This is a genomic window from Rahnella sp. AA, from assembly GCF_002834385.1.
Lineage (GTDB): Bacteria > Pseudomonadota > Gammaproteobacteria > Enterobacterales > Enterobacteriaceae > Rahnella.
In genome coordinates, this window is sequence record NZ_PITQ01000010.1 from 1 (window position 1) to 22,970 (window position 22,970).

13 protein-coding genes and 1 pseudogene are annotated in these 22,970 nt (G+C 52.6%); 10 read left to right on the top strand and 4 right to left on the bottom strand.

Translation table 11 applies throughout. From position 1 onward, the window contains the following. The 7 genes from CWS43_RS20700 to CWS43_RS20730 form a co-directional block, all read left to right on the top strand. Positions 1–6,845: hemagglutinin repeat-containing protein (locus CWS43_RS20700; RefSeq protein ID WP_232777123.1), on the top strand; the 6,845-nt coding region annotated here is incomplete at its 5' end. Continuing rightward, complete coding sequence (locus CWS43_RS20705) at positions 6,842–7,297, top strand: hypothetical protein (protein WP_198555893.1); 456 nt, start codon at positions 6,842–6,844, stop codon at positions 7,295–7,297. The genes CWS43_RS20700 and CWS43_RS20705, both read left to right, overlap by 4 nt. A gap of 193 nt (positions 7,298–7,490) precedes the next feature. Further along, on the top strand, positions 7,491–7,799 hold the full coding sequence (locus CWS43_RS20710; protein WP_157825422.1) for a hypothetical protein: 309 nt from the start codon (positions 7,491–7,493) through the stop codon (positions 7,797–7,799). A gap of 3 nt (positions 7,800–7,802) precedes the next feature. Further along, positions 7,803–8,228, top strand: coding sequence for a C39 family peptidase (locus tag CWS43_RS20715; protein WP_255414168.1), 426 nt, complete (start codon positions 7,803–7,805; stop codon positions 8,226–8,228). Continuing rightward, positions 8,225–8,605 carry a hypothetical protein gene (locus CWS43_RS20720; protein WP_101078978.1) on the top strand — a complete coding sequence of 127 codons (381 nt, stop codon included), beginning with the start codon at positions 8,225–8,227 and terminating at the stop codon, positions 8,603–8,605. Before CWS43_RS20715 ends, CWS43_RS20720 begins: the two co-directional genes overlap by 4 nt. Positions 8,606–8,768: 163 nt before the next feature. Further along, entirely contained in the window at positions 8,769–9,092 is a 324-nt protein-coding gene (locus CWS43_RS20725) for a hypothetical protein (RefSeq protein ID WP_101078979.1), read from the top strand. A gap of 108 nt (positions 9,093–9,200) precedes the next feature. After that, complete coding sequence (locus tag CWS43_RS20730) at positions 9,201–9,629, top strand: hypothetical protein (protein WP_101078980.1); 429 nt, start codon at positions 9,201–9,203, stop codon at positions 9,627–9,629. On the opposite strand, the pseudogene CWS43_RS27825 reads toward CWS43_RS20730, so the two are convergent. Next, positions 9,620–9,760, bottom strand: a pseudogene (locus CWS43_RS27825) (RNA--NAD 2'-phosphotransferase); the annotation flags it as partial. The gene CWS43_RS20730 and the pseudogene CWS43_RS27825 overlap by 10 nt on opposite strands. Before the next feature lie 188 nt (positions 9,761–9,948). On the opposite strand from CWS43_RS27825, the gene CWS43_RS20740 reads away from it, so the two are divergent. Beyond that, a complete protein-coding gene (locus CWS43_RS20740; protein ID WP_101078981.1) occupies positions 9,949–10,155 on the top strand; it encodes a hypothetical protein in 207 nt (68 codons plus the stop codon). Positions 10,156–10,197: 42 nt separating this feature from the next. Here CWS43_RS20740 and CWS43_RS20745 read toward each other — a convergent pair whose 3' ends face one another. Together CWS43_RS20745 and CWS43_RS20750 are read right to left on the bottom strand one after the other, a co-directional pair. Next, positions 10,198–10,410: a SymE family type I addiction module toxin gene (locus CWS43_RS20745; protein ID WP_369825910.1), complete on the bottom strand. Its 213-nt coding sequence runs from the start codon at positions 10,408–10,410 to the stop codon at positions 10,198–10,200. Positions 10,411–10,454: 44 nt separating this feature from the next. Beyond that, positions 10,455–10,835, bottom strand: coding sequence for a hypothetical protein (locus CWS43_RS20750; protein ID WP_101078982.1), 381 nt, complete (start codon positions 10,833–10,835; stop codon positions 10,455–10,457). A 299-nt stretch (positions 10,836–11,134) separates the two neighbouring features. Here CWS43_RS20750 and CWS43_RS20755 point away from each other — a divergent pair, with 299 nt between their 5' ends. Both CWS43_RS20755 and CWS43_RS20760 read left to right on the top strand, forming a co-directional pair. Continuing rightward, entirely contained in the window at positions 11,135–11,539 is a 405-nt protein-coding gene (locus tag CWS43_RS20755; protein ID WP_157825423.1) for a hypothetical protein, read from the top strand. 453 nt (positions 11,540–11,992) lie between these two features. Continuing rightward, positions 11,993–20,533, top strand: coding sequence for a GH36-type glycosyl hydrolase domain-containing protein (locus tag CWS43_RS20760; RefSeq protein WP_101078984.1), 8,541 nt, complete (start codon positions 11,993–11,995; stop codon positions 20,531–20,533). A 783-nt stretch (positions 20,534–21,316) separates the two neighbouring features. Here CWS43_RS20760 and CWS43_RS20770 read toward each other — a convergent pair. Next, on the bottom strand, positions 21,317–22,597 hold the full coding sequence (locus CWS43_RS20770) for a colicin-like pore-forming protein (protein ID WP_157825424.1): 1,281 nt from the start codon (positions 22,595–22,597) through the stop codon (positions 21,317–21,319). Between the last annotated feature and the right edge of the window lie 373 nt (positions 22,598–22,970).

Below are 22,970 nucleotides of genomic sequence, written 5' to 3' on the forward strand. Positions count from 1 at the left end.
TGCTGACCGCGAACAGCCTGACCAACGGCGGGCAGCTGCAGGGCCAGCAGAGCCTGCAGGCCAGGGTACAAAACGGCATCACCAACCTGAGCGGCGGCACGCTGCGCAGCCAGGGGACGTTAGATTTAGGCGCGCAGTCGCTCCTCAATCAGGGGCAACTCCAGGGCGATGGCGTCAGTCATCTCACGCTTTCCGATAACCTGAATAATCAGGGCACCTTGCTGACCGGTAGCCGCCTGACGGTGTCTGCGCCAACGCTGACGAATACGGGTATTTTGCAGGCTCAGGGGCTGACGATGTCCGGCGGAACGCTGAACAACGGCGGCACGCTGACCGGGCAGGGCGACAGTACGGTCAGCGTGTCGCAGGTGACCAATCAGGGGCAACTTCAGGGTGACCGTTTGCAACTGACCGGGAACGCCCTGCACAACACCGGCATCGTTCTGGGCAGCCAGACGCTGGGGCTTAACCTGCAGAACGCCGACAATCAGGCGGGCGGCAAACTTTACAGCGCCGGTAACCTGACGCTGGTGACGCCGTTGCTTAATCAGGCCGGCAGCCTGCTGGCCCTGGGCGATATGACGCTGCAACTCGGGTCGGGCTTCACCCAGACCGGCACACTGGCGGCAGGGCAGAACCTGAACCTCAGCACGCAGGGCGACCTGAACATCCTCGGTACCTTGCAGGGCAACGGCATTCAGCTCAGTGCCACGGGTAACTTTGCCAACAGCGGTCAGCTGCGCGGCGGCAGCGGCACGGTGGGCGTAGACGCGAACAACATCACGCTCAATGGCAGCGGCAGCGTGCAGTCCGGCGGGGATATTCGTCTCGCCAGCCGTGGCGTGCTCAACAACAGCGGCTTTGTCGGTGGCGCAGGCAACGTGGTGATGTCCGCAGCGGGTCAGCTGGCGAACAGCGCGCTGCTGTATGCCGGTAACAACATGCAGCTGCTGGCGGACAGCATCCACAACAACTACGGCGATATTCTGGCGGGCAACAGCCTGTGGCTGCAGCGCGACGCGGCGGGCAACGCCAGCAGTGAAGTTGTCAACACCTCGGGCGATATCGAAACTACCAACGGTGACATCACCATTAACACCGGACACCTGCTGAACCAGCGTGACGGGCTGAGTGTGTCAGACATTTCAGATATTGCTCAAGGTGTGCCCGCGTGGGTTGGTGAAGCTTCGCACACTGTACCTATAACAAGCCTGAAAGAGAGTGAACTCGGTTACTACATACATACAACCCACCAGGCAGGAAGTCCTGGGCACGGAAACGGTGGTGATACGGATTCCTACATCATGGCTCCACTCGCAAGCGTCGCGACTCAAAGATACCTGGTGCGCACCTCTACAGTAAACGCGTCAGCCAGTGGTGGCGCCGGACGTATTGCTGCTAACCATAATCTTCAGATTAATTCAGGTAAGTTAGACAACTTAGCCAGCAACATTCTGGCAGGTGGCGTCATTACGTTGACTGGTACTGATTTAAATAACCAGTCTTATCAAGCAGGAACAGTGAATGAGTATCTGACGTATGTCTACAGCGGTCCTGTCGCGGAATATAAATTCAACACTAATTATGGCTACGATAATGTAGGTAGAAGTGCCAACGATAGCCTCGTTTACAACCTCACCGGTGCCCCTGAATACGAAACTGTCAGCACCGGCGAAGGCCTCCGCTCTGTCATTCAGGCCGGTGGGGCGGTCAACGCCAGTTTCAGCAACAACATCAGCAACACCACCACGACCGCCAATGCGGGTGGTTTATCACACGCCATCAGCGCACCGGGAATAAGCGGCACATCAGGCCTGCAACAGGTCGGTGGTGTGCAAAGTCAGCAACTGGCGGCGGGTAAAAACCTGACCGTTGGTTCCGTTCAGTGGACTGATTCCGTCAGCAATGCTTTGCAGCAAATCGGTAACCGGGGCGCGGCGCTGACCGATTATCCGCTGCCGGCCGGCAATAACGGCCTGTTTGTGGCGAGTCAGGATCCATCCAGCCCGTATCTCATCACCACCAACCCGCAGCTCGGCAGCATTGGCAAAACAGATCCCTCGCTGTTCAATGCCCTGAATGACTATCTTGCACGACCAACGTCTGCGGTATCCGCCGTTGACAAACAGGCCACACCGGGTAGCGCAGCCCTGACCTTTGCGTCTCTTTCCGGCACGCCGGTGGCCGGGCAGGTAGCCAGCCGGGCCGTGCAGCCGGGAACCCCATCTAATCCGCGCATTGAAACCGCGCCGGCCTATACCGACGAAAGCCAGTTCATCGGCTCGGCCTACTTTATGAACCGGCTGAACCTGACGCCGGATTACGACTACAAATTCCTCGGTGATGCGGCGTTTGATACCCGCTACGTTGATAACGCGGTGCTGAGCCAGACCGGCCAGCGCTATATCGGCGGCACCGGCTCTGACCTGGCGCAGATGCAGTACCTGATAGACAACGCCGCCGGGCAGCAGGCCGGGCTGGGCCTGCAGTTAGGCGTCAGCCTGACGCCGGAACAGGTGGCGGCGCTGACCAAAAGCATCGTCTGGTGGGAGAAAACCACCGTCGACGGCCAGACCGTCCTTGCGCCAAAACTGTATCTCTCCGCAAACGACACGAATGCCGTCACCGGCAGCGTGATTTCCGGGAACACCGTCAACCTCGACGCCGGGCATATCGTCAACGCCGGCAGCACGCTTCAGGCGCAAACCCAGCTGGCGGCGAAAAGCAGCAGCACGCTGGATAACCTCAGCGCCGGGCTGATTGCCTCCGGCGGCAGCCTGCAGCTGAGCGCGCTGGGGGATATCAATAACATCGGTTCCTCCATCAGCGGGCAGACCGTCGCACTGGCTTCGGTCAGCGGTGACATCAATAACGTCACGCAGGCGCAGCAGTGGACGGCGGCACCGGCCACCGGCAGAGGCAAAACGGCGCAACTGACGTTCAGCGATACCCAGACCGGCGATGTTGCGGGCATTTCGGCCACCGGCGGCCTTGCGCTGACGGCGGGGAATAATATCAACAACACCGGTGCCAAACTGACCGCCGGGAGCGATTTGCAACTGGTCGCGCTGGGCGATATCAACATCACCGGCAATGCGCTGAGCACCAGTAAATCGACGGCGAAAACGAGCGCGCAGACCACCGGCAGCCAGGCCAGTGAAGTCAGTGCGGGCGGTAGTCTGTCGGCCAGCGCCGGTAACAACCTGACGGTCGCAGGCAGTGCCGTCACCGCCAAAGGCGACACCACGCTGGCGGCGGTAAACGACATCAACCTCAACGCGATGGACAAAAGCAGCCATCAGACCAGCGGTAAAAATAAAGCTGACGACAACAACGCCACCCGCACGGTGGTGAGCAGCGGCGGCGACCTGACGCTCAGCGCGGGCCGTGACCTCAACTCGCAGGCGGCGCAGCTGACCGCCGACCTTAACGCCTCGCTCAGCGCCGGTCGCGACGTCAACCTGAACGCGCAGCAGACCGGCACCTACAGCGAAACCCACGGCAATAAAAGCGTGAGTATCCGTGAAAATGTCGGGCAGGAAGGCACGACGGTTTCCAGCGGCGGGAGCACCACGATTGCTGCCGGACGGGATATCACCACACAAGCCGCGCAGGTTGAGGCCACCGGCGACCTGGCCCTGAACGCCGGGCGTGACGTGAACATCACCACCGCGCAGGAAAGCCAGTACAGCTACGACGAGAAGACCAAAACCAAGAAACACCTGTTCTCTAAAACGACCACGCATACCGTGGCAGAGGATTACGCCACCACGGAAAAGGCCTCACAGCTGAGCGGCGATAAAGTCTCAGTTGTCGCCGGGCAGGACCTGACGGTGAAAGGCTCATCAGTGGTCGGTGACGGGGATGTGACGCTGAAAGCGGGGAATGATGTCGATATCGTTGCCGCCACCGACACCAGTTCCAGCTACCGCCTGAGTGAGACTAAAAAAAGCGGGCTGATGGGTACGGGGGGCTTTGGTGTCACCATTGGCAGCGCCCAATCCCGGCACCAGGTCAATGAGGATGGTACCACTCAGAGCCAGAGTGTGAGCACTATTGGTTCAACCGGCGGCAACGCAAATATTATTGCCGGTGAACAGGCGCACATCAGCGGTGCAGATGTGATTGCCGATAAAAATCTGAATGTTGTCGCGGGTGAAATAGTGGTTGACCCCGGTAACGATTTGTTGAGACGTAAAGAGAGTTACGAGCAGAAAAAGAGCGGCCTGACACTGTCAGTATCCAGCCCGGTGACCGATGCCATTCTGGCCGCCAACAGCACGCTGAAACGTAGCGGAGAAGTCAGCGATGAACGGCTGAAAACGCTGTATGCCGTGCAGACGGTCGATAATGCATGGATAGCCGTTGCAGGTGCGCCTTCTATGGCGGCTGATATTGCACAAGGCAATATGAATGCCGTGAAGGTGGAAGTCAGCGTAGGTTCCAGTAAAAGTTCATCTGAGTCCAATTCCACACAAAATCAGGTACGCGGCAGTACGCTCAGCGCAGGTGGAAATACTACGCTGGTGGCAACGGGTAACAAAGGTACCAGCGGTGATCTCCATATCAGCGGCAGTGGTGTGACGGGCAGTAATGTCACCCTTGTGGCGCAGAATGATCTGTTGCTGGATGCCGCATCGAACAATACCGAACAAACCAGTAAGAATAACAGCAGCGGCTGGAACGTCGGTGTGCATATATCGCTGGGTCAGGAAACCGGAATTGGTGTCTCAGCCAGTGGTTACCAGTCAAAAGGAACGGCTGACGGTAAGAGTACTGAGTATGTCAATACGCGCGTCAACGCCAGCGACACGCTTAGCCTGAGCAGCGGACGGGATACGGTGATCTCCGGTGCGCAGGCATTGGGCGAAAAAATCACTGCAGAGGTGGGACGTAACCTGACGGTAACCAGCTTGCAGGATACCGACGCGTATCACAGCCAGCAGAAAAGTGTCAGCGGCGGTGCCAGTTTCACTTTCGGATCAATGACCGGCTCGGCCTCCCTGAGTATCAATAAAAGCAAAACTGACAGCAACTACGCCAGCGTCGGTGATCAAAGCGGGTTATTTGCCGGGGATAAAGGGTTCGATATTACGGTCGGCAACCATACCCAACTGGATGGGGCAGTCATAGCCAGTACCGCAACGGCAGATAAGAACCTGCTTGATACCGGTTCGCTGGGCTGGCGGGATATCGAGAACAAAGCGCAGTACAGCGCAAGTAGCCAAGGTCTTGCCGCGGGTTTCTCATCGGAAAAAAATGATAAAGGCGAACGGGTTAACGGTGGGGGTGTTGTCCCCGTTATTGGTGTTAAGAGCAGCGGTGATGCTTCAGGTACAACGCAATCGGCCATTGCCGCAGGCAGCATTGTCATCCGGGATGGTGAGAAGCAGACGCAGGATATTGCAGGGCTAAGCCGCGATACTGACCATGCCAATGGTCATATCGATAAAATTTTCGATGCGAAGAAAATCGCTGAGCAACAGGAACTGGCGGCTGTATTCGGGCAGATGGCGAACTCAGCGGCCGGCGATCTTGGCGTGGCGATGGGCTGGGGACCGGATAGCCCCGAAAAAGCCGCTATTCACGGTGTGATAGGGGCAATCCAGGCAAGTTTCGGTGGCGGTAATGCGCTGGCAGGCGGGCTGGCCGGGATGAGCAGCGAAGCGTTTGGCCAGATGGTCGATACTTATCTGAGCAACAACACGCAACTGGACCGCAATGAAAGAGGGGCCATCACCCAGTGGGCTGCGGCGCTGAGTGGTAGCGCAATCGGTGGGGTGATCGGTGGAACGAGCGGTGCGCAGTCTGGTGCTGCGGCATCGCTGGATGCGGAACGTTATAACCGGCAATTGCATCCTGATGAAGTAGCCCGGATCCAGCAACTGTCTGGGGGAGATAAAGACAAAGAAGCCCGTCTGAAAGCGGCAGCTTGTGCGCTGGTCAAATGTTCCGCAGAGTTTGCGGAAGGTTCTCCGGATTATGTGAAAGCGCAGGCGCTGGAGCAGTTAGGTAACAGTGATGCGTATGCAGCAGAACGTGCACAACTGTCATCCCAGAGTGGTGGCCAACTGATTTATGCCATGGGCAGTAATGCCAGTGCCAGCCTGCCAATGTTCGGGTATTCGGTCAGCGATCAAACCGGGGATGCGCTGTCTCACTATGGTGTGGGGACACGTTTAAGTGGTTTGACGCAATTTGCCGGAGGAGAACTCCAGGCGGTAAGTGGCGCGGCAATATGCACTACCAGCGCGGGTGTAGCTTGTCTGGCAGGCAGTTATCTGGCAGCCTCAGGGCTGGATACGGCGAATGCAGGTTTTAATACCTTCCTGTCTGGTGTCAACCAAAAAACCAGCGGTGCGTATTTGCTGGAAGGGTTGGGAGTATCTCCGGCTTATTCGGAGGGAATTTATGGTCTGACTCAGGCGGGGGCTGCGGGAATTGGGTCATGGAGTTCGAGTGGTGTAGGTGCCGTTGCGCAAGAGACGGTTACCGGTGTAAAAGATGTGGTACCAAATCCAGGTAAAACAGCTGTTTATACTTCAACGGCAGAAGATGGTACGGTGCAGTATGTTGGTATTACCGATAATCTTGAAGCACGGGCAGCCGCACACTTATCCCAGAAAGGTATCGAAATTGATGCAATTCCTGGTCTCCAGAATATATCGCGCAGTGATGCGAGAGCGGTTGAGCAAGTGCTAATTGAATATCATGGTTTAGGTAAAGATGGTGGCTCATTGATTAATAAGATCAACAGCATATCTAAAGCTAATCCTGTTTACGCGGAGTCTCTCTCTAGGGGCGTGGCTCTTTTAAAATCAGTTAGATATCCAGGATTTAAATGATGATCAAAATTGGAGATGTATTTGCAATAGCAACTACGAGTGGAAAAGCATATTTCCAGTTTGTAAAAAAAATCTCTCCTATGGGGTCGTTAATTCGTGTCCTGCCAGGCACGTATGAAGCTGAGCCGGATTTGGATAACTTGGTGGAGGAAAAAACTAATTTCTGGATTTTTTTTCCGATTGCGGCAGCTCTTAAACAAGGAATTATTCAAAAAACCAAGGGCTGTGCTATTCCTGCGCACTCCAAGGATACTCCAATCTTCCGTGCAGGGATGGTAAACCCGTCAACTGGGCGTGTTGAGACTTGGTGGTTTTGGAACGGGGAAAAAGAATGGGAAGTTGGCGAAATTACCGAAGAACAACGTAAGTTTCCTATACGTGGAACGTGGAACGATACGCTACTGGTTCAGAGAATTGAAGAGGGTTGGCTGCCGGAAAAGGATAGGCGTTAGCTGGCGAACCAACTGATTTATGCCATGGGCAGTAATGCCAGTGCCAGTCTGCCAATGTTTGGGTATTCGGTCAGCGACCAAACCGGGGATGCGCAGTCTCACTTCGGTGAGGGGACACATCTAGGCGGTTTAGTACAAACCACATGAGGAGAACTGCAGGCTTTGGGTGACATGGGCAATGTGCACAACCGGCTTGACTTGTCTGGCAGGCAGTTATCTGGCAGCCTCAGGTATAGATACTGCTAATTCAGGTTTTAACGCCTTATCGTCTGGTGTTGGCCAAAAAACCAGCGGTGCGTATTTGCTGGAAGGGTTGGGAGTATCTCCGGCTTATTCGGAGGGAATTTATGGTCTGACTCAAATTGGTGCGTCGGGGCTAAAAGCTAGAGCCGGTGTACTATCCGGCACTACAAAAGTGGATACTGGAAATCTAATTGATGGGGCTGGAGCCGGAGATGTATACCAAGCTAAAATTAAGATAGAGTATAATCCTGAAGGGTAATATATTAATCAAACATCTCATTTTTCTGGTGGGGGTAATTTATGTGGTCCAACAAGCTGTGCTATGATTATCAGTGATAATAATGGAGATGTGGTCGATTTAGATTCGGTTGTTAAACAGTTCAATAATATTAGACCTACAGGAGTTAATGCTAACGAAATACGGGCTGTGTTATCTAAAAATGGAATTGAAAACACGGCAACAACAAATTTAACTCCTAATCAATTGAAAGCGTTAGGTTCGAATAATATACCATCGATAGTCGCAATAACTGCTGGCGGTCAAGGGCATTTTATTGTGGTTGATTCTTATAAGCAGATTGACGGGGTTGGGTATTATATGATAAGAGATCCTTATAATGGTCCTGCTGGTATTAGAGCCGATTTTTTATATAGTAAGATGACTGGGAATGGGGTGACACTAAAATGATGAGTATAAATCAGATAATAAAATCATCCATTCGGAATGAGCTGATATCTTTATCTGCTTGGTTAGTAAGTATAGATGAGTATTTTTATTTGATTGATTATGATGAAAATAGCGACTACTCAAAGTCTCCCAGGTTGCTAATTGAAAATAAAGGCCTGTTAGATATTTTTAAAAGTGATGGGAGGATATTGTTTAATGGTGGAGGGCCTCTGCTACTTCATCCGGTAAAAGTTAAGGGATATATATTTACTGAACCATTGAGTGAGAATAAAATTCTTTATTTAAAAGGAATTTTTATTAAAAGTGAAAATAACTGGCTGCAAGTCAATCTCGATTTGCCAAATAAGGGGCTTTTAGATTGGAATGATATTTTTTAAAAAGTGATTGTTTGTTATAGCCACTTCTCCAGAAACCATTGGAGCGTAGTGACTTTAATATTTAGATCTTTCACCTGATTATTCGGAGGGGATTTATGGTCTGACGCAATTTGGGCCAGCGGTGATTGGCTGAGTAGGAAAAACAACATCAGTTACTGCCGATGTGGATGCAAAAGGCGCTGGCAGTGTCATATTCCACGCGGCTGATGATATTCGATTCTCGAAAAATACCATTTCATTCATTAAAACTGATCGAGAAACGCGTGCAAATTACACATACGACGATTTGGTACAAAGCATGCGGACTAATGGTTGGAAAGGTGATCCAGTTGACGTCGTTAAAATGCCTGATGGCAAGCTGACTAGCATGGATAACACTCGCATTGCAGCGGCCAAGGAGGCAGGGATTGACGTTAATGCTAGCGTCCGTGGATTTGATGATCCATTGACGCCAGCTATCAAAGAGGCCAGGGGGGCAGAATTTTAATACTTGGGGTGAGGCCATTACTGGTCGTATAAACAAACAGTCAGGGGGGGCTACTTCCAATCCTTACGGTTCAACAGAACCACCACGTATTTCTGGATGTGCTAAATAATGAAGCCTTTTTTGTACGACCTTCCAATTTTACCCAATAGTTTTGAATTTCCTGTTGACTATTTAGATGTGGTTTTAGCTGATGAGTTTTTAGATATAGAGCCTTGGCGGCTTCTATCGAAAGATATGGCGACATCTCTTTTTTATTACAGCTCGATGCTTTTGAAGTTTTCGGGGGCTGCCCTGGTTCCCTTTGCAATTATTCAAGATGAGTCAGGGCTGTATAATGATGGCTGGGTTGTTCTTGCTTGTTTTGATGGGGGAGGGAAGGAAGGCATTACGGGTGTCCGGATTTATGATTATTCAAAACCGAAGTTGAGCCCTTGGGATAATTTGTCTTATTCTGGTTTCTCTGAATGGTTTAGTGCTGCCAAAGAAGAGTCCTCCCGCTATAAAGCCGAGCAAGCCGAAGACAAAGGCTATTCCTGATATATGAAAAAATAGGGGACATGACTGGTTAACCATACATCATTTTCAGCCTGAAAAAACGTGAATCCCTGTTTATACATTCGCAGGGATTCAATCTTCAGAACTACTGGTTTACCGTAGCGTTGCCCAACTGATGATGATGATTGTGATCTTGATTAATTGATTGATTGATTGATCTCCTCCCTGAAAACAGTGCCTGGAACTAAAGCTGGGATACTTACAACTGCATTTAGGCCGGATTATGATGTTGGCTGGGATAATTATATTAAGCGTTTACCAACTCAGAATATTGCACCAATGAATTAACGAGGATAGTCGATTGAAAATCATAAATAAAAATGATGAGATGCTTGTGGTTGAAATTACTCACAGGGAATTTAATCTCATTAGAGAACTGGAGTCCGCCGTACAGATATCATGCAGTAAAGATGAGATCCCAACTTTAACGGGCTGGACCAGAGAAGAGCTCTTAGCATTCGGTGCTTTGCTCAGTGATATTGCGGAAGCTCATAAGATTAACCTCTGATAAGAAATCCCGCCCTTGTTGGCGGGATTTTACTTTACAGCCTCAGCCGCCAATCTCAGCCCTGATAACCAGACACCCATCCTCAGTTGTAATACTCACCTGCTGACCGGTACTAGATCCCAACTCTTTCAGCCATTTATCTTTAACGGTCAGTTGCGGGTACGAGTTGGGTCTGCCGCCGTTGGGGTGATAACCGACGGTGTAACGGTGTAACGGTGGGCATGGGGTGTGGCGGGGTCTGACGTAGAATCGCACTCAGTCATGATCAACGGTGACCCGCTCCGCGCATGTGATTCTGATTAACGTATCCGCTCTATCTCTTTTTCCCAGTGACGAATTTCGTTCTGCAACAGCTGGTATCTGGACTTAAGTTCGCTTGATTCTCCATCTTCTCCGACTTGTTGGTAAAAACGTTGTTTAGCGTCCGAATCAAGGGCATCCCACATAAGAGAAAATGCCGAACCCTGCGCTTCTTTTTTCCGTCTCTCGGCGAAGTTTCTTTCTGACCGCCTTGTCGCATCTACATACTCAAATGCCAAAATCAATAGCACCAAAAACGTTGTGGCTATGACGGTAATAGGGGCATTCAGCTTGAAGTAGTAGATAGCAATTACATCAAGAGCAATTACTATCGCCGTATATAAAAGCGATATGAGTAATGCCTTAGATAATCTTCCCATGATTTCTGACGCTCAGCCTTTTCCAGCGAATTGTGTATCGAATGATGGAGTATACACTTACGCCTGTTTTTGCCATCTCTTTCAATTGTAGTGGCACACTGAATTTGGCCACCTGAACAAATATGTAAATGTCCGTTCCTCGCTCTTAGCCGCCTGTTGGGTGCCGTTGCTTCTGAGTTCGATACGCCCTTCAGGATACTGATACATATCAAGATATTTACCCATAATACGGAGACTTTTATCATCATCTTCAAGGAGATACAACAGCAGATTAGCACCTTCCGGGCGGTGGCCCGAAGATGGTGATAGAATCAATTCCGACGGTTTATTCAACGAAAGTGCACCATTACTACGGTGATAGTAAAATGAGTTCTGTTACGAAAGCCTTTGTTTCCGAAGGCGCTTTATCGGAAATAGTAGTAAAAGTCCTAGATGATAGTGTGATTGAACTTCTTGGAGAGTTAGGATTCGTCGCTGTGCCCGGCAAGGAACAAGTAACACTATCATTAATGGTTCCCGGTCAAGAGGTTAAGGCAAAACTATTCGAAAAATTACGAGATGAGGGGGTTTGTTTTTCAGCTGGCCCAGATTGGTGTCCTGCCGACGTGTTTGAGTTTTTAAGAGATCAAAAAATGCTGGCTGGGGTTTATCGGAAAATAATATGGTGTGGACCTGAAAAGTCAAACATAATCGAAAATTGTTAGCAGTAGAATATTTAAAAATTCAGTTTGTGCAAAAGGCACAGTGCTGAACCGGAAACCAATACCCCAATTGCTGTGAGTGATAGCAGGTTTATCGATATCGAATCGAAAGGGTTCTGTCGCATTAACAGAGCAGGGGCAGAAAAAGTTGCGCTACCGATATTTTAGGCAGCCAGCAAATTGATCTCCTCCCTGATTAGCTTAAGAGTTACAAATAACAATAGCTGTCGCCTTCATGCGCTTTGTGCATAAAAAGATAAAGTCTGACCTGTAAATATGTTGTGACACGGAAAATAAACCGCTGAAGACCCGTAAAAAGACTAGTATGAAAAGTATTGCCCGCTGCGGGTGATAAACCCGTTCTGCCTCCCTGATCTTTACCCTCTCTCCTTTTTATGTGAACTCTTATCGCAGCTCAGGCAACTGCCTTCTCGGGTCCGCGTACGGTATGAAGATGTGAAAAAGACTGTCATTAACTGGTTCAAAAGCAAACGCGCGCCGCCTGTTATTTCCATCACGCGGCGTCACCGAGCCAGCGCGCTGGAGCAGCCGGTGCCGCTCCGCACGGAGCTTTTCTCGGCAGATCAGATGGAACGCTACGGCGGAAAACTGGCCCTCTCGCACAAACTCTCCGGTAAAAAACTCCCGTATTACCTGCTTAAACGCCTCGATGATAATGAAAAAGTCCTGACCCGAAGTTGTCTGATTTTAAGCAACGGAGAGAAAGCGAGCATCACGCCCGCCGGTGAATGGCTGCTCGATAACTTTTATCTGATTGAAGAACAAATCCGCCTGGTACGTCAGTTGCTGCCGAAAAACTTCGGTAAAGGCCTGCCGCCGCTCGGCGCTCCGCATTTCTGCCCGCGTATTTATGATATCGCCACGGAAGTCGTCAGCCACAGTGACGGGCTGCTGGATATCACCACGCTCACCCGATTTTTCACAACATACCAGAGCGTGAAACCGCTGACGCTCGGCGAGCTGTGGGCATTTCCCGGCATGCTGCGGCTGGCGCTGATCGAGAATCTGCGTCGCGTCAGCATTGAAGTGGCGAATGCCCAGCAGGAACGCAATCTGGCCGATTACTGGGTCAATAAATTGCAGGATAGCGCCGAAAACGATCCGTCCGGTCAGATCATTATTATCGCCGATATGGCGCGCACCAATCCGCCGCGCACCAGCGCGTTTGTCGCCGAACTGGTGCGCCGCTTACAAGGTCATGGTTCGATGCTGGCACTGCCGCTGACGTGGGTAGAACAGCGCCTGAGCGAAGTCGGGCTGACGCAGCGTGAAGTGATCGACAAGTTTAACCAGCAGCTGGCCGCTAATCAGCTTTCTGTCAGCAACAGCATTATGGGGCTACGCCAGCTGACCGAAATGGACTGGGCAGATTTTGCCGAAAATCTCAGCGTGGTGGAGCAGACGTTGCAGCGCGACCCGGCCGGAGTTTATCCGCTGATGCATTTTGATACCCGCGACAATTACCGCCATCAGATTGAACGTCTCTCGCGCAATTCCCGTCATGACGAAGCCTTTGTCGCCGCCCGCGCCGTGGCTCTGGCCCGCGAGGCAACCGGTTCTTATCAGCAACAACACGTCGGCTACTATCTGGTTGATGCCGGGCGTAAAGCACTGGAGAAAGATCTCAACGCCCGTTTCTCTCTGATCACCCGCCTGCGCGCCAGACTTAGCCTGACGCCGCTGCTTTCGTGGCTCGGCAGTCTGTTGCTGCTGACTACCGCCGTTACCGCTGATGCGCTTTACCGCTCGGCGCATCCGGCGCTGCACTGGCTTTGGTGGGCGCTGCTGATCCCCGTGGTGCTGGTCGCCAGCCAGTTTGCGCTTAATCTGCTTAGCGAAATCACCACCCGCAGCCGCACGCCGCAGCCGTTGCCGCGTCTGGAATTCGCCGGGGGTATTCCGGGAAACGCCAGTACGCTGGTGGTCATTCCCTGTCTGCTGGGCAGCCAGAAAAATATTGATGCGCTGATTAACAGCCTCGAGGTGTGTTATCTCGGCAACGTGCTCGCGCATCTGAATTTCGCGCTGCTGAGCGATTTTCACGACAACGATAAACGCCATAATCCGGAAAATAACGCGCTGCTGGTTTACGCCACCCGCCAGATCCAGTCCCTGAACCGCCGTTATCCCGCCACGCAGGGCGCACGGTTTACGCTGTTGCATCGCGACAGTGAACTGAATACGGCGCAGGGCGTGTGGATGGGGTATGAGCGTAAGCGCGGCAAGCTGAACGCGCTGAACCGCTGGCTGCGCGATGAGGGTCAGCCGTTCTCGCTGATTGAAGGCAGCACGCAGGAACATCTGCGGCAGGTGAAATACGTGATTACGCTCGACAGCGACACGGTTCTGCCGCGCGCGACGGCGCATCAGCTGGTGGGCGCGATGGCGCATCCGCTCAATCATCCGGTGTACAACGAAAAGCTTCAGCGGGTGGTTTCCGGTTACGCCATTCTCCAGCCACGGCTGGCGGAAGAAATCCCGGAAAACGGCCAGGGACGTTACGCCGCGCTGTGCAGCAGCGTGCCGGGAAACGATCCGTACTCGTCCATGTCGTCCGATATCTATCAGGACTTATTCGGCGAAGGCTCTTTTGTCGGGAAAGGCATTTACGACGTGGATGTCTTTATTCAGGCCACGGAAAATACCTGCCCGGAAAATCTGGTGCTCAGCCATGATTTACTGGAGGGCTGTTACGCCCGCTCCGGGATGCTCAGCGATGTGGTGTTATACGAGCAATATCCTGACCATTATCTGGCGGATGTGGCGCGTAAAACCCGCTGGATCCGCGGTGACTGGCAGCTTCTGAACTGGCTGAGACTACGGGTGAAGCAGGAAGACGGCCAGCGCGCCCGCAATCCGCTGACACTGCTTTCGCGCTGGAAACTGTTTGATAACCTGCGCCGCAGTCTGGTCGCGCCCGCCTTGCTGATCCTCATTTTCAGCGCGCTGATTCTGGTGCCCAACAAGCTTTACTGGTTTGGCTTTATCAGCTTTATGCTGCTGTTCCCCGCAGGAGTTGCGCTGGTGCTGGATTTATTCAATAAAGGCCCGCGACGCGCGCTGATCCCGCATCTGAAAAGCGTGTTTTCGGCCACCGTCAGCCGGGTTTCGCGTATTTTTCTGCACCTGATGACCTTGCCGCACGAAGCGGTTTACTCCGTGCAGGCGATTTTGCTGACGCTGTGGCGGCTTAACGTCAGCCATCGCAAACTGCACGAATGGGCGAGCGTGAGTATTGGCGAGCAAAGCCGGGCGCATTCGCCGGAGTATTTTTATCGCCGGATGTGGGCCAATCCGCTGGCCGGTGTGGCGGTGATCTTAGTGGCGGCGTATTCCCATCTGCCGCTGCTGGCGTTCGCACTGCCGCTGGGCGTTCTGTGGTTTCTCGCGCCGCGTATTCTGTGCTGGCTCAGTCAGCCCGCAAAACGCGAGGAGCCGGATCTCAATGTTCTGCAACACGCTTTCCTGCGCCAGACAGCGCGTCAGACCTGGGCTTTCTTCGAAGATTTCGTCACTGAAACCGAAAACTGGCTGCCGCCGGATAACTTCCAGGAAATCCCGCAGCCCACCATTGCGCACCGCACATCACCCACCAATATCGGCCTTTCTTTGCTGGCCAATATCACCGCGTGGGATTTCGGCTATCTCACGCAAAAAGAGGTGCTGGAACGCACCAGCCTGACGTTGGATACGCTCGACAAACTTGAACATTATCGCGGTCATCTTTACAACTGGTACGACACGCGCACGCTGGAACCGCTGAATCCGCGCTACATTTCGAGCGTGGACAGCGGCAATCTGGCCGGGCATTTGCTGACGCTGAGCACCGGTTTACGGCTGTGGCGCACGCAGCCTGCGACGGATATCGGGCGGTGGCTGGGCGGGCTGGAAGATACCCTGCAAATGGCCGAAAAGCAGACGCCATCACCGGGGCTGAACAAACTCCGCCAGCTGATGCCGCAAACGTCAGGTACGGAGGCGCTGGTTCTTTTGCGGGAAATGCGCGCGCTGATCACGCCTGCAGATGCCGTCTGGCTGCAACGTCTGGCTGCACAAATTGACGCCGGTCTGGAAGAGTGGACCGAGTTTTATGGTGCGTTTACGCCGGAAGCGCAAAACGGTGTATTGCCTTCATTGCAATGGCTGGCGCAACAGGATGCACGAACGGAGCCGGGTTTATCCCGCGCGATCGGGCTGGCGCGTCAGCGACTGGACATCATCAGTGAGCTGGAAAAACGCCTGAATGACCATGCGCGTATGGATTTCCAGTTCCTGTACGACAAAAACACGCATCTGCTGACAGTCGGCTACAACTGCGACGCGCATAAAATGGACAGCGGGAAATACGATCTGCTGCCGTCGGAAATCCGCCTCACCAATTACGTCACCATTGCCACCAATCAGCTGCCGCAAAAAAGCTGGTTCGCGCTGGGCCGGTTATTCACGGTGATCGACAAACAACCGTCGCTGATGTCGTGGAGCGGCTCGATGTTTGAATACCTGATGCCGCAACTGGTGATGCCCGCGTATCCGGATACCCTGCTGGTGCAGATGTGCCAGACCGCGGTTGACCGGCAAATCTCCTGGGGCAGGGAGAACAAGGTCCCGTGGGGGATTTCTGAATCCGCCTATGCCGCCTTTGATCTCAACCAGAATTATCAGTATCACGCGTTTGGCGTGCCCGGCCTCGGGCTGAAACGCGGGCTCGCCGAAGACATGGTGGTCGCGCCGTACGCCACGCTGATGGCGCTGATGATCCGTCCACAGGAAGCCTGCCTCAATCTGGCTGAGCTGGAAAATCGCGGCGCATGCGGGGAATACGGTTTTTATGATGCGCTTGATTACACACCGTCACGCCTGATCCGCGGGCAGATTTACATCGTGGTGCGCTCGTACATGGCTCACCATCAGGGCATGGGTTTTCTGGCGCTGGCGAATGTGCTGCTCGGTGCGCCGATGAACGCGCGCTTTGCGGCGAATGCGGCGTTCCGGTCTGCACGCCTGCTGTTGCAGGAACGCGTGCCGGACGCCGTGGAGCTTTACAGCCCGCGCCGGCATTTCGAATCCCACGACAGCACGCTGCAAAAAGTGAATATCGAGCTGCGCGAATTCAGCAACGCCGACAGCCCGGCACCGGAAGTTCAGCTGCTTTCCAATACGAATTATCATCTGATGGTGACGCAGGCAGGTGGCAGCGTCAGCCGCTGGAAAGACCTGACGCTGACCCGCTGGCGGGAAGATGCCACACGCGATCACCGGGGTATTTTCTGTTATCTGAGTGATCCGGAATCCGGCACCGTCACCAGCAATACGTGGCAGCCGCTCGGCAAACAAAAGGGCACGTATCACGCTGTGCTGACCGATGCCGGTGCCGAGTTCCGCCGCACGCACGGTTCTCTGACGATGCAAACGCATATCGTGGTGTCACCGGAAGATGATGTCGAAATCCGCCGGATGACGGTCACGCATCATGGACGCCATGCCCGTGAGCTGGAAATTACCACCTATGCCGAAGTCGTACTGGCACCGGCGGCTAATGACGCGGCACATCCGGCGTTCAGCAATCTGTTTGTGCAGACTGAACTGATGCCCGCGCAGGAAGGGATTCTGTGTCATCGCCGCCCGCGCGAGCCGGAAGAACAGTGCCCGTGGATGTTTCACATGATGGCGATCCACGGTTCCGTAGAGCGGGAAACATCATTTGAAACTGACCGCGCGCAGTTTATCGGGCGCGGCAATACGGCCTCAAATCCGCAGGCATTGCGCCGGGCGGGGCCGCTCAGTAACAGCGCCGGTGCGGTGCTGGATCCGGTGATGGTAATCCGTCAGCGCATACGCCTGAAACCTGGCGTGCCAGTCATCATCGATATGGTTTACGGGATTGCGGACACCCGCCTGCAAAGTCTCGCGTTGCTGGAAAAATACCGCGATCACCATATAGCTGATCGGGTATTCGAAATCACCTGGTCGCACAGTCAGGTGGTGCTTCGCCAGCTGAATGCCACCGAAGAAGACGCGGGGCTGTTTAACCGGCTGGCCGGTGCCATTCTCTTCGCCAGTCAGGAAATGCGCTGCGATGCGCAGGCGGTAAGCGCTAATCGTCGCGGGCAATCCGGCCTGTGGGGGCAATCGCTTTCCGGCGACCTGCCAATTGTTCTGCTGACCATGACCAGCAATGAAAATATCGGGCTGGTGACGTTGCTGATCCGTGCGCACCATTACTGGCGGCTGAAAGGGCTGAAAGTCGATCTGGTGATTCTGTGTAATGATTCCGGCGGCTACCAGCAGGCGCTGCAAAATCAGATCCTCAGTCTGGTGGCATCTGGAGCGGGTTCCAGCCTGAGCGATATTCCGGGCGGCATTTTTGTCCGTAACGGCGAACAGATGACACAGGACGACCGCACGCTGCTGATGAGCGTCGCCCGCGTGGTGATCGACGACCGCCGAGGGCTGCTGGCAGAACAGCTGAATCAGCGGATGCAGCCACCGCATGTTTCGCTGGCCGCTTTACTGCCGGTACGCACGCTAAACGACAGTCAGCCGGTCACGGCTCTACCGCGCGAGCTGAGTTATTTCAACGGACTCGGCGGATTCTCACCGGATGGACGTGAGTATCAGATAGTCCTCAACGACGGGGAAAATACGCCCGCGCCGTGGTCGAACGTGCTCGCGAATGCGGACTTTGGCTCGGTGATATCAGAAAGTGGTCAGGCCTATACCTGGTATGAAAATGCCCATGAATACCGCCTGACGCCGTGGGAAAACGACCCGGTCAGCGACAGTTCCGGCGAAGCGTTTTATCTGCGCGATGAAGAGACTGGCAGCGTTTGGTCTCCGGCACCGCTGCCGGTGCGCGGACCCGGCGGCTACGTAACGCGTCACGGTTTTGGCTACAGCATTTTCGAACATACCGAACGGGGGATCAGCAGCGAAATGACGGTGCTGGTCGCTGAGCACGCGCCGGTCAAACTGATCATGCTGACGCTGACCAACGTTTCCGGCAGGCCGCGCAGGCTTTCGGTGACCGGTTACGTCGAGTGGGTGATGGCCGATTTACGGGTGAAATCGGCCATGCATATTGTCACCTCGGCGGCGCACGTCGTGCAGGGCTGCGGCGTGCTGGCGACCAATCATTACACCAGCAACGGCTCACCGCGAACGGCCTTTTTTGCCGTGAGTGGCGCACATTGTTCCGTGAGTGGCGACCGCCGTGAATTCCTCGGCAGAACAGGTTCCGCCGGATCACCCGCCGCAATGAAAACGCAGCGCCTGTCGGATAAAACCGGCGCAATGCTTGATCCTTGCGGCGCGGTGCAGTCGGCGACCACGCTGATTGACGGCGATCAGCGCACCTTCGTTTTCGCATTGGGTCTGGGGCAAAATGCCGGAGACGCCGAAGCGCTGATCCATCAGTTCTTCCAGGAAGGCGCTGCGCAGGCCGAGCTGGATCGCGTTCATCATCACTGGCATCAGGTGCTGGATAAAATTCAGATCACCACGCCGGATAAATCTGTCGATTTGCTGACTAACGGCTGGCTGATTTATCAGACCCTCGCCAGCCGCATACTGGCACGCAGCGGCTATTATCAGTCCGGCGGTGCGTTTGGTTTCCGCGATCAGTTGCAGGATACGCTGGCGCTGACGCATGCCGCGCCACAACGCATGCGCGAGCAGATCCTGCTGTGCGCCTCGCGGCAGTTTATTGAAGGCGACGTCCAGCACTGGTGGCATCCGCCGACCGGCAATGGCGTCCGCACGCACTGCTCGGATGATTATCTGTGGCTGCCGCTGGCAATCAGCCATTATATTGCCGTGACCGGCGATGGCGCGGTGGCGGAAGAAATCGTGCCGTATCTCGAATCGCGTCTGCTGGCTCCCGGCGAGGAATCCTTCTATGAACAACCGGTGGTCAGTAACACACAGGAAACCCTGTGGGCGCACGGCGTCCGTGCACTGAAATACGGGCTGAAGATGGGCGAACACGGTTTGCCGCTGATGGGCGCGGGCGACTGGAATGACGGCATGAATCTGGTCGGGCTGGGCGGGCGCGGTGAAAGTGTCTGGCTGGGCTTCTTCCTCTATGACGTTCTGCAACGTTATGGCGCGCTGGCGGAAGAACGTCAGGACGCGGAGGTCGCCACGCTTTGCCGTGAACACTCTGCGCGGCTCAGACAAAATCTCAACGATCACGCCTGGGACGGCGAATGGTATTTGCGCGGCTATTTTGACGACGGGCAAACGCTGGGTTCACATCTGAATAACGAATGTCAGATCGACGCCATCGCCCAAAGCTGGTCGGTGCTTTCCGGTGCGGGCACGCCTGAACGCACGGCCAGCGCCATGCAATCAGTAGATAAATATCTGGTCGACAATGACGCCGGTTTGATCAAACTGCTGACGCCGCCTTTTGACGGCAACGGCCCGAACCCCGGTTATATTCGCGGTTATCTGCCGGGTGTTCGCGAGAACGGCGGGCAATACACGCACGGCGCTATCTGGGCAGTTATGGCCTTTGCAAAGCAGGGCAATATCGAACGCGCATGGGAACTGATGGCGATGATCAATCCGATCAATCACAGCCTGACCGCAGAGGCGGCTGGCCGTTACAAGGCCGAACCTTACGTGATTTCCGCTGATATTTATTCCGTCGCGCCGCACAGCGGACGCGCTGGCTGGAGCTGGTATACCGGTTCTGCCGGATGGACGTACCGCCTGATCATCGAATCGTTGCTGGGCATCACGCGTAAAGGCGACACAATTTCTATTCACAGCCAGCTTCCGGAAAACTGGCCGGAAATCAGCGTCGCCTGCCAGCAAGGCAGCAGCCGCTATCTGATTACGGTGCGCAAAAGCACGGAGGAATATCGTGTGATGCTGGACGGCAATTTGCTGGCGAATGATGAAATCCCGCTCACCGATGACGGGCAGGATCATCACGTTGTCGTTGAGCTGGGAGGGGCAGCCAAAAACGAATAAATCGCCCCGACAAGAATTCCCGATAATTAAGATGCCTGCTGCCTGCTGTTTTTCGTGTGCCGGCACGGGTGGCATCCTCATCCGATTTAAAGACGTGATACAGGGGTCAGTACGGGGCGTGAGGGTCGCCAACTTTTTCATCGGCACCCTCTCCGCTCAGGGGGGTTATCAAGGTTGAAAGTGTGAGCCGATGAGTATTAAAAAACACAACGGCAATCTCACTTAAAAGAATTCTGCATTTATGTTAATGTCCTAAAATAGCCAATCATTTATAACCTTAAAAATCATGATGTTAATCAGATAAGGCTATAGCACTGAAAACAAGCGCCATTAGAGCGGGTGGCTGATAGGTTTAGAAGACAAAATTTGCACACTTTAAAATGTGAGTAACAAACAAATTTTCGAAACTTAAAGGGAAGGAGCCTTCACTTGGATAAGAAATTCTACTTCAAAAATTTTTTTATATGCCTGTTCTACTTAGGCGTAGCAGTAACGATATTTGTGTCCCAGACGGGAGCCACACCGTTCTTATTCGCGTATACGATAATCATATCCGCAATGTTTCCACTTGCTCGCAAAGCTCTTGAAACGCTAGTACTGAAAGTATCGAGTGAAGAATTTTGGACCACTGGGTTCTTTCAACCCAGTTCAGCCAAAAACACACTATGGGTAATATACTATGCGGTGATTATTGTTCTCGTCGTTCCCTTATCACTCATTTATGTCATCTTATATTTCAGTACAAAAAAGGCCACTTAAGTGGCCTTGCTTATCTCCTGATTTTTAGAGTGAGGAAATAAAGCTGTTCAGTTCCTCAAGCGCAGACTCATCAATAGCAGCACTGGCACTCGCAAGTAAAACTGCAAACAATAAAACCCCCATTGGCGATACGATCAGTGCTGCAAAATAATAGGCAAGAAGTTGGCTGGCAAGAGCACCGGCTAACAAGGTTTCAAATTTGATAAAAACAGGATGCCAGTTCCCGGTTTGTACCGCCTTAGAAATCTCATTTGTAAGTGTCGCTACATCAACAAACTTGGACGCGACACCGAAGCCCCTCTGCATCACAGACAGTTTCTGCACTACCTCAGCTTGATCCATTGCCTGGAGAGCATTTGAAATTGCTGCCCGGTCTGATGCGCTAAATTTGGCATTGATGGCAGTGCCATATCGATCCCAAGCCGCGATGGCCTGAGCAGCATTCTTAATTGTTTTTCCTTTTGCTGCATTGGCAAGCAGTGTCGCTTTGTTTGAAGCAATAATGCCGTAACGCTGTGTGATATCAGTGTAGAAGTCGGAAACCTGTTGGATTGCATCCAATGTCTTCTGGGTTTCACTAGAGTACTGATACTTAGCAGGCACAGAGCCATTCTGAATAGATTTAATATCTTTATTAGTTTGAGCAATAGCTGCATTGGTAGTAGATAAAGCCTGTTGCCAATTGCTGACAGATGTTTTAAAAGGAATTATATCTTTTGATCTGTTTGCAACATAGGCCTCACCCTGAATCCTTTCTGCATCATTAGCAGGCCACCAAATTTTCGAATTGTTATACATAATATCTGTTTCAATAAACAGTATTGTGGAATTCGCATATGCAATATTACGGTTCAATTCTAAAGCATATGCATTCTGTAACGCCAATGTTGTTTGTGCATAATTAATTGGCGATACAGTATTAGCTTTCGAATAATTTCGCTCTGCTGACAATCGCTGGTTTTGTGAATCAGTCAAACTATTTAATGCTACTTGTTGAGCCTGAAGTGCCTCCCCAATTTGAGCAGCAAGCTCTTGCTCATGAAATTCACGAATCTCTCTCGGGGTTTGTGGGCTACGAAATGTAGTACCCGCACGAAAAGCGGATGAATTAAACTCAAGAGATATCGAGTCTGCTACTGAAGTGATAGTATTCATTAAACCTGCTTTAACAGCACTAACACTCCCCCCGCCGTACGCTTGCGTTTCCATATAATCATAAGTTTCAGCACTTTTCCGCTGCCATACAGTATCGCTCGTTTTATGGTATCCCGCTGCAACCAAACCCGATTCATTCATAGTAGACATTAATATTTCCTTTTTCATGTGCACACAACACTGTGTTTCAAAACAGTACCCACATGCCATTTTTATATCTATGCGATTCAGATTACCTGTCTACCACACAACATGAACACAACTATCACATTAATTAATAATCAAATATTTAAGGTTGTGTAAGAAATAGAAGTCAGCGTCCACTAAACAGCAAGGTTATAAAACGAGGTGAAAACCCAGATGAAAAGGATTATTTTTGCGCTATCATCACATTTATTTACCCGTGAGTAAAGAATGCATGGGTTATATACAACTAAAAACATTTTTCGACTTTATTGCATTTCAACTGCACATACATATTAATATAGAGGCTTATATAATTGTACGGTTTATATGACCTCAT

Excerpts from the sequence above, each read along its gene's own strand:
- CWS43_RS20705 (WP_198555893.1), top strand. The coding sequence starts at position 6,842 with ATGATGATCAAAATTGGAGATGTATTTGCAATAGCAACTACGAGTGGA.
- CWS43_RS20720 (WP_101078978.1), top strand. The coding sequence starts at position 8,225 with ATGATGAGTATAAATCAGATAATAAAATCATCCATTCGGAATGAGCTG.
- CWS43_RS20730 (WP_101078980.1), top strand. The coding sequence starts at position 9,201 with ATGAAGCCTTTTTTGTACGACCTTCCAATTTTACCCAATAGTTTTGAA.
- CWS43_RS20750 (WP_101078982.1), bottom strand. The coding sequence starts at position 10,835 with ATGGGAAGATTATCTAAGGCATTACTCATATCGCTTTTATATACGGCG.
- CWS43_RS20755 (WP_157825423.1), top strand. The coding sequence starts at position 11,135 with ATGGTGATAGAATCAATTCCGACGGTTTATTCAACGAAAGTGCACCAT.
- CWS43_RS20770 (WP_157825424.1), bottom strand. The coding sequence starts at position 22,597 with ATGTCTACTATGAATGAATCGGGTTTGGTTGCAGCGGGATACCATAAA.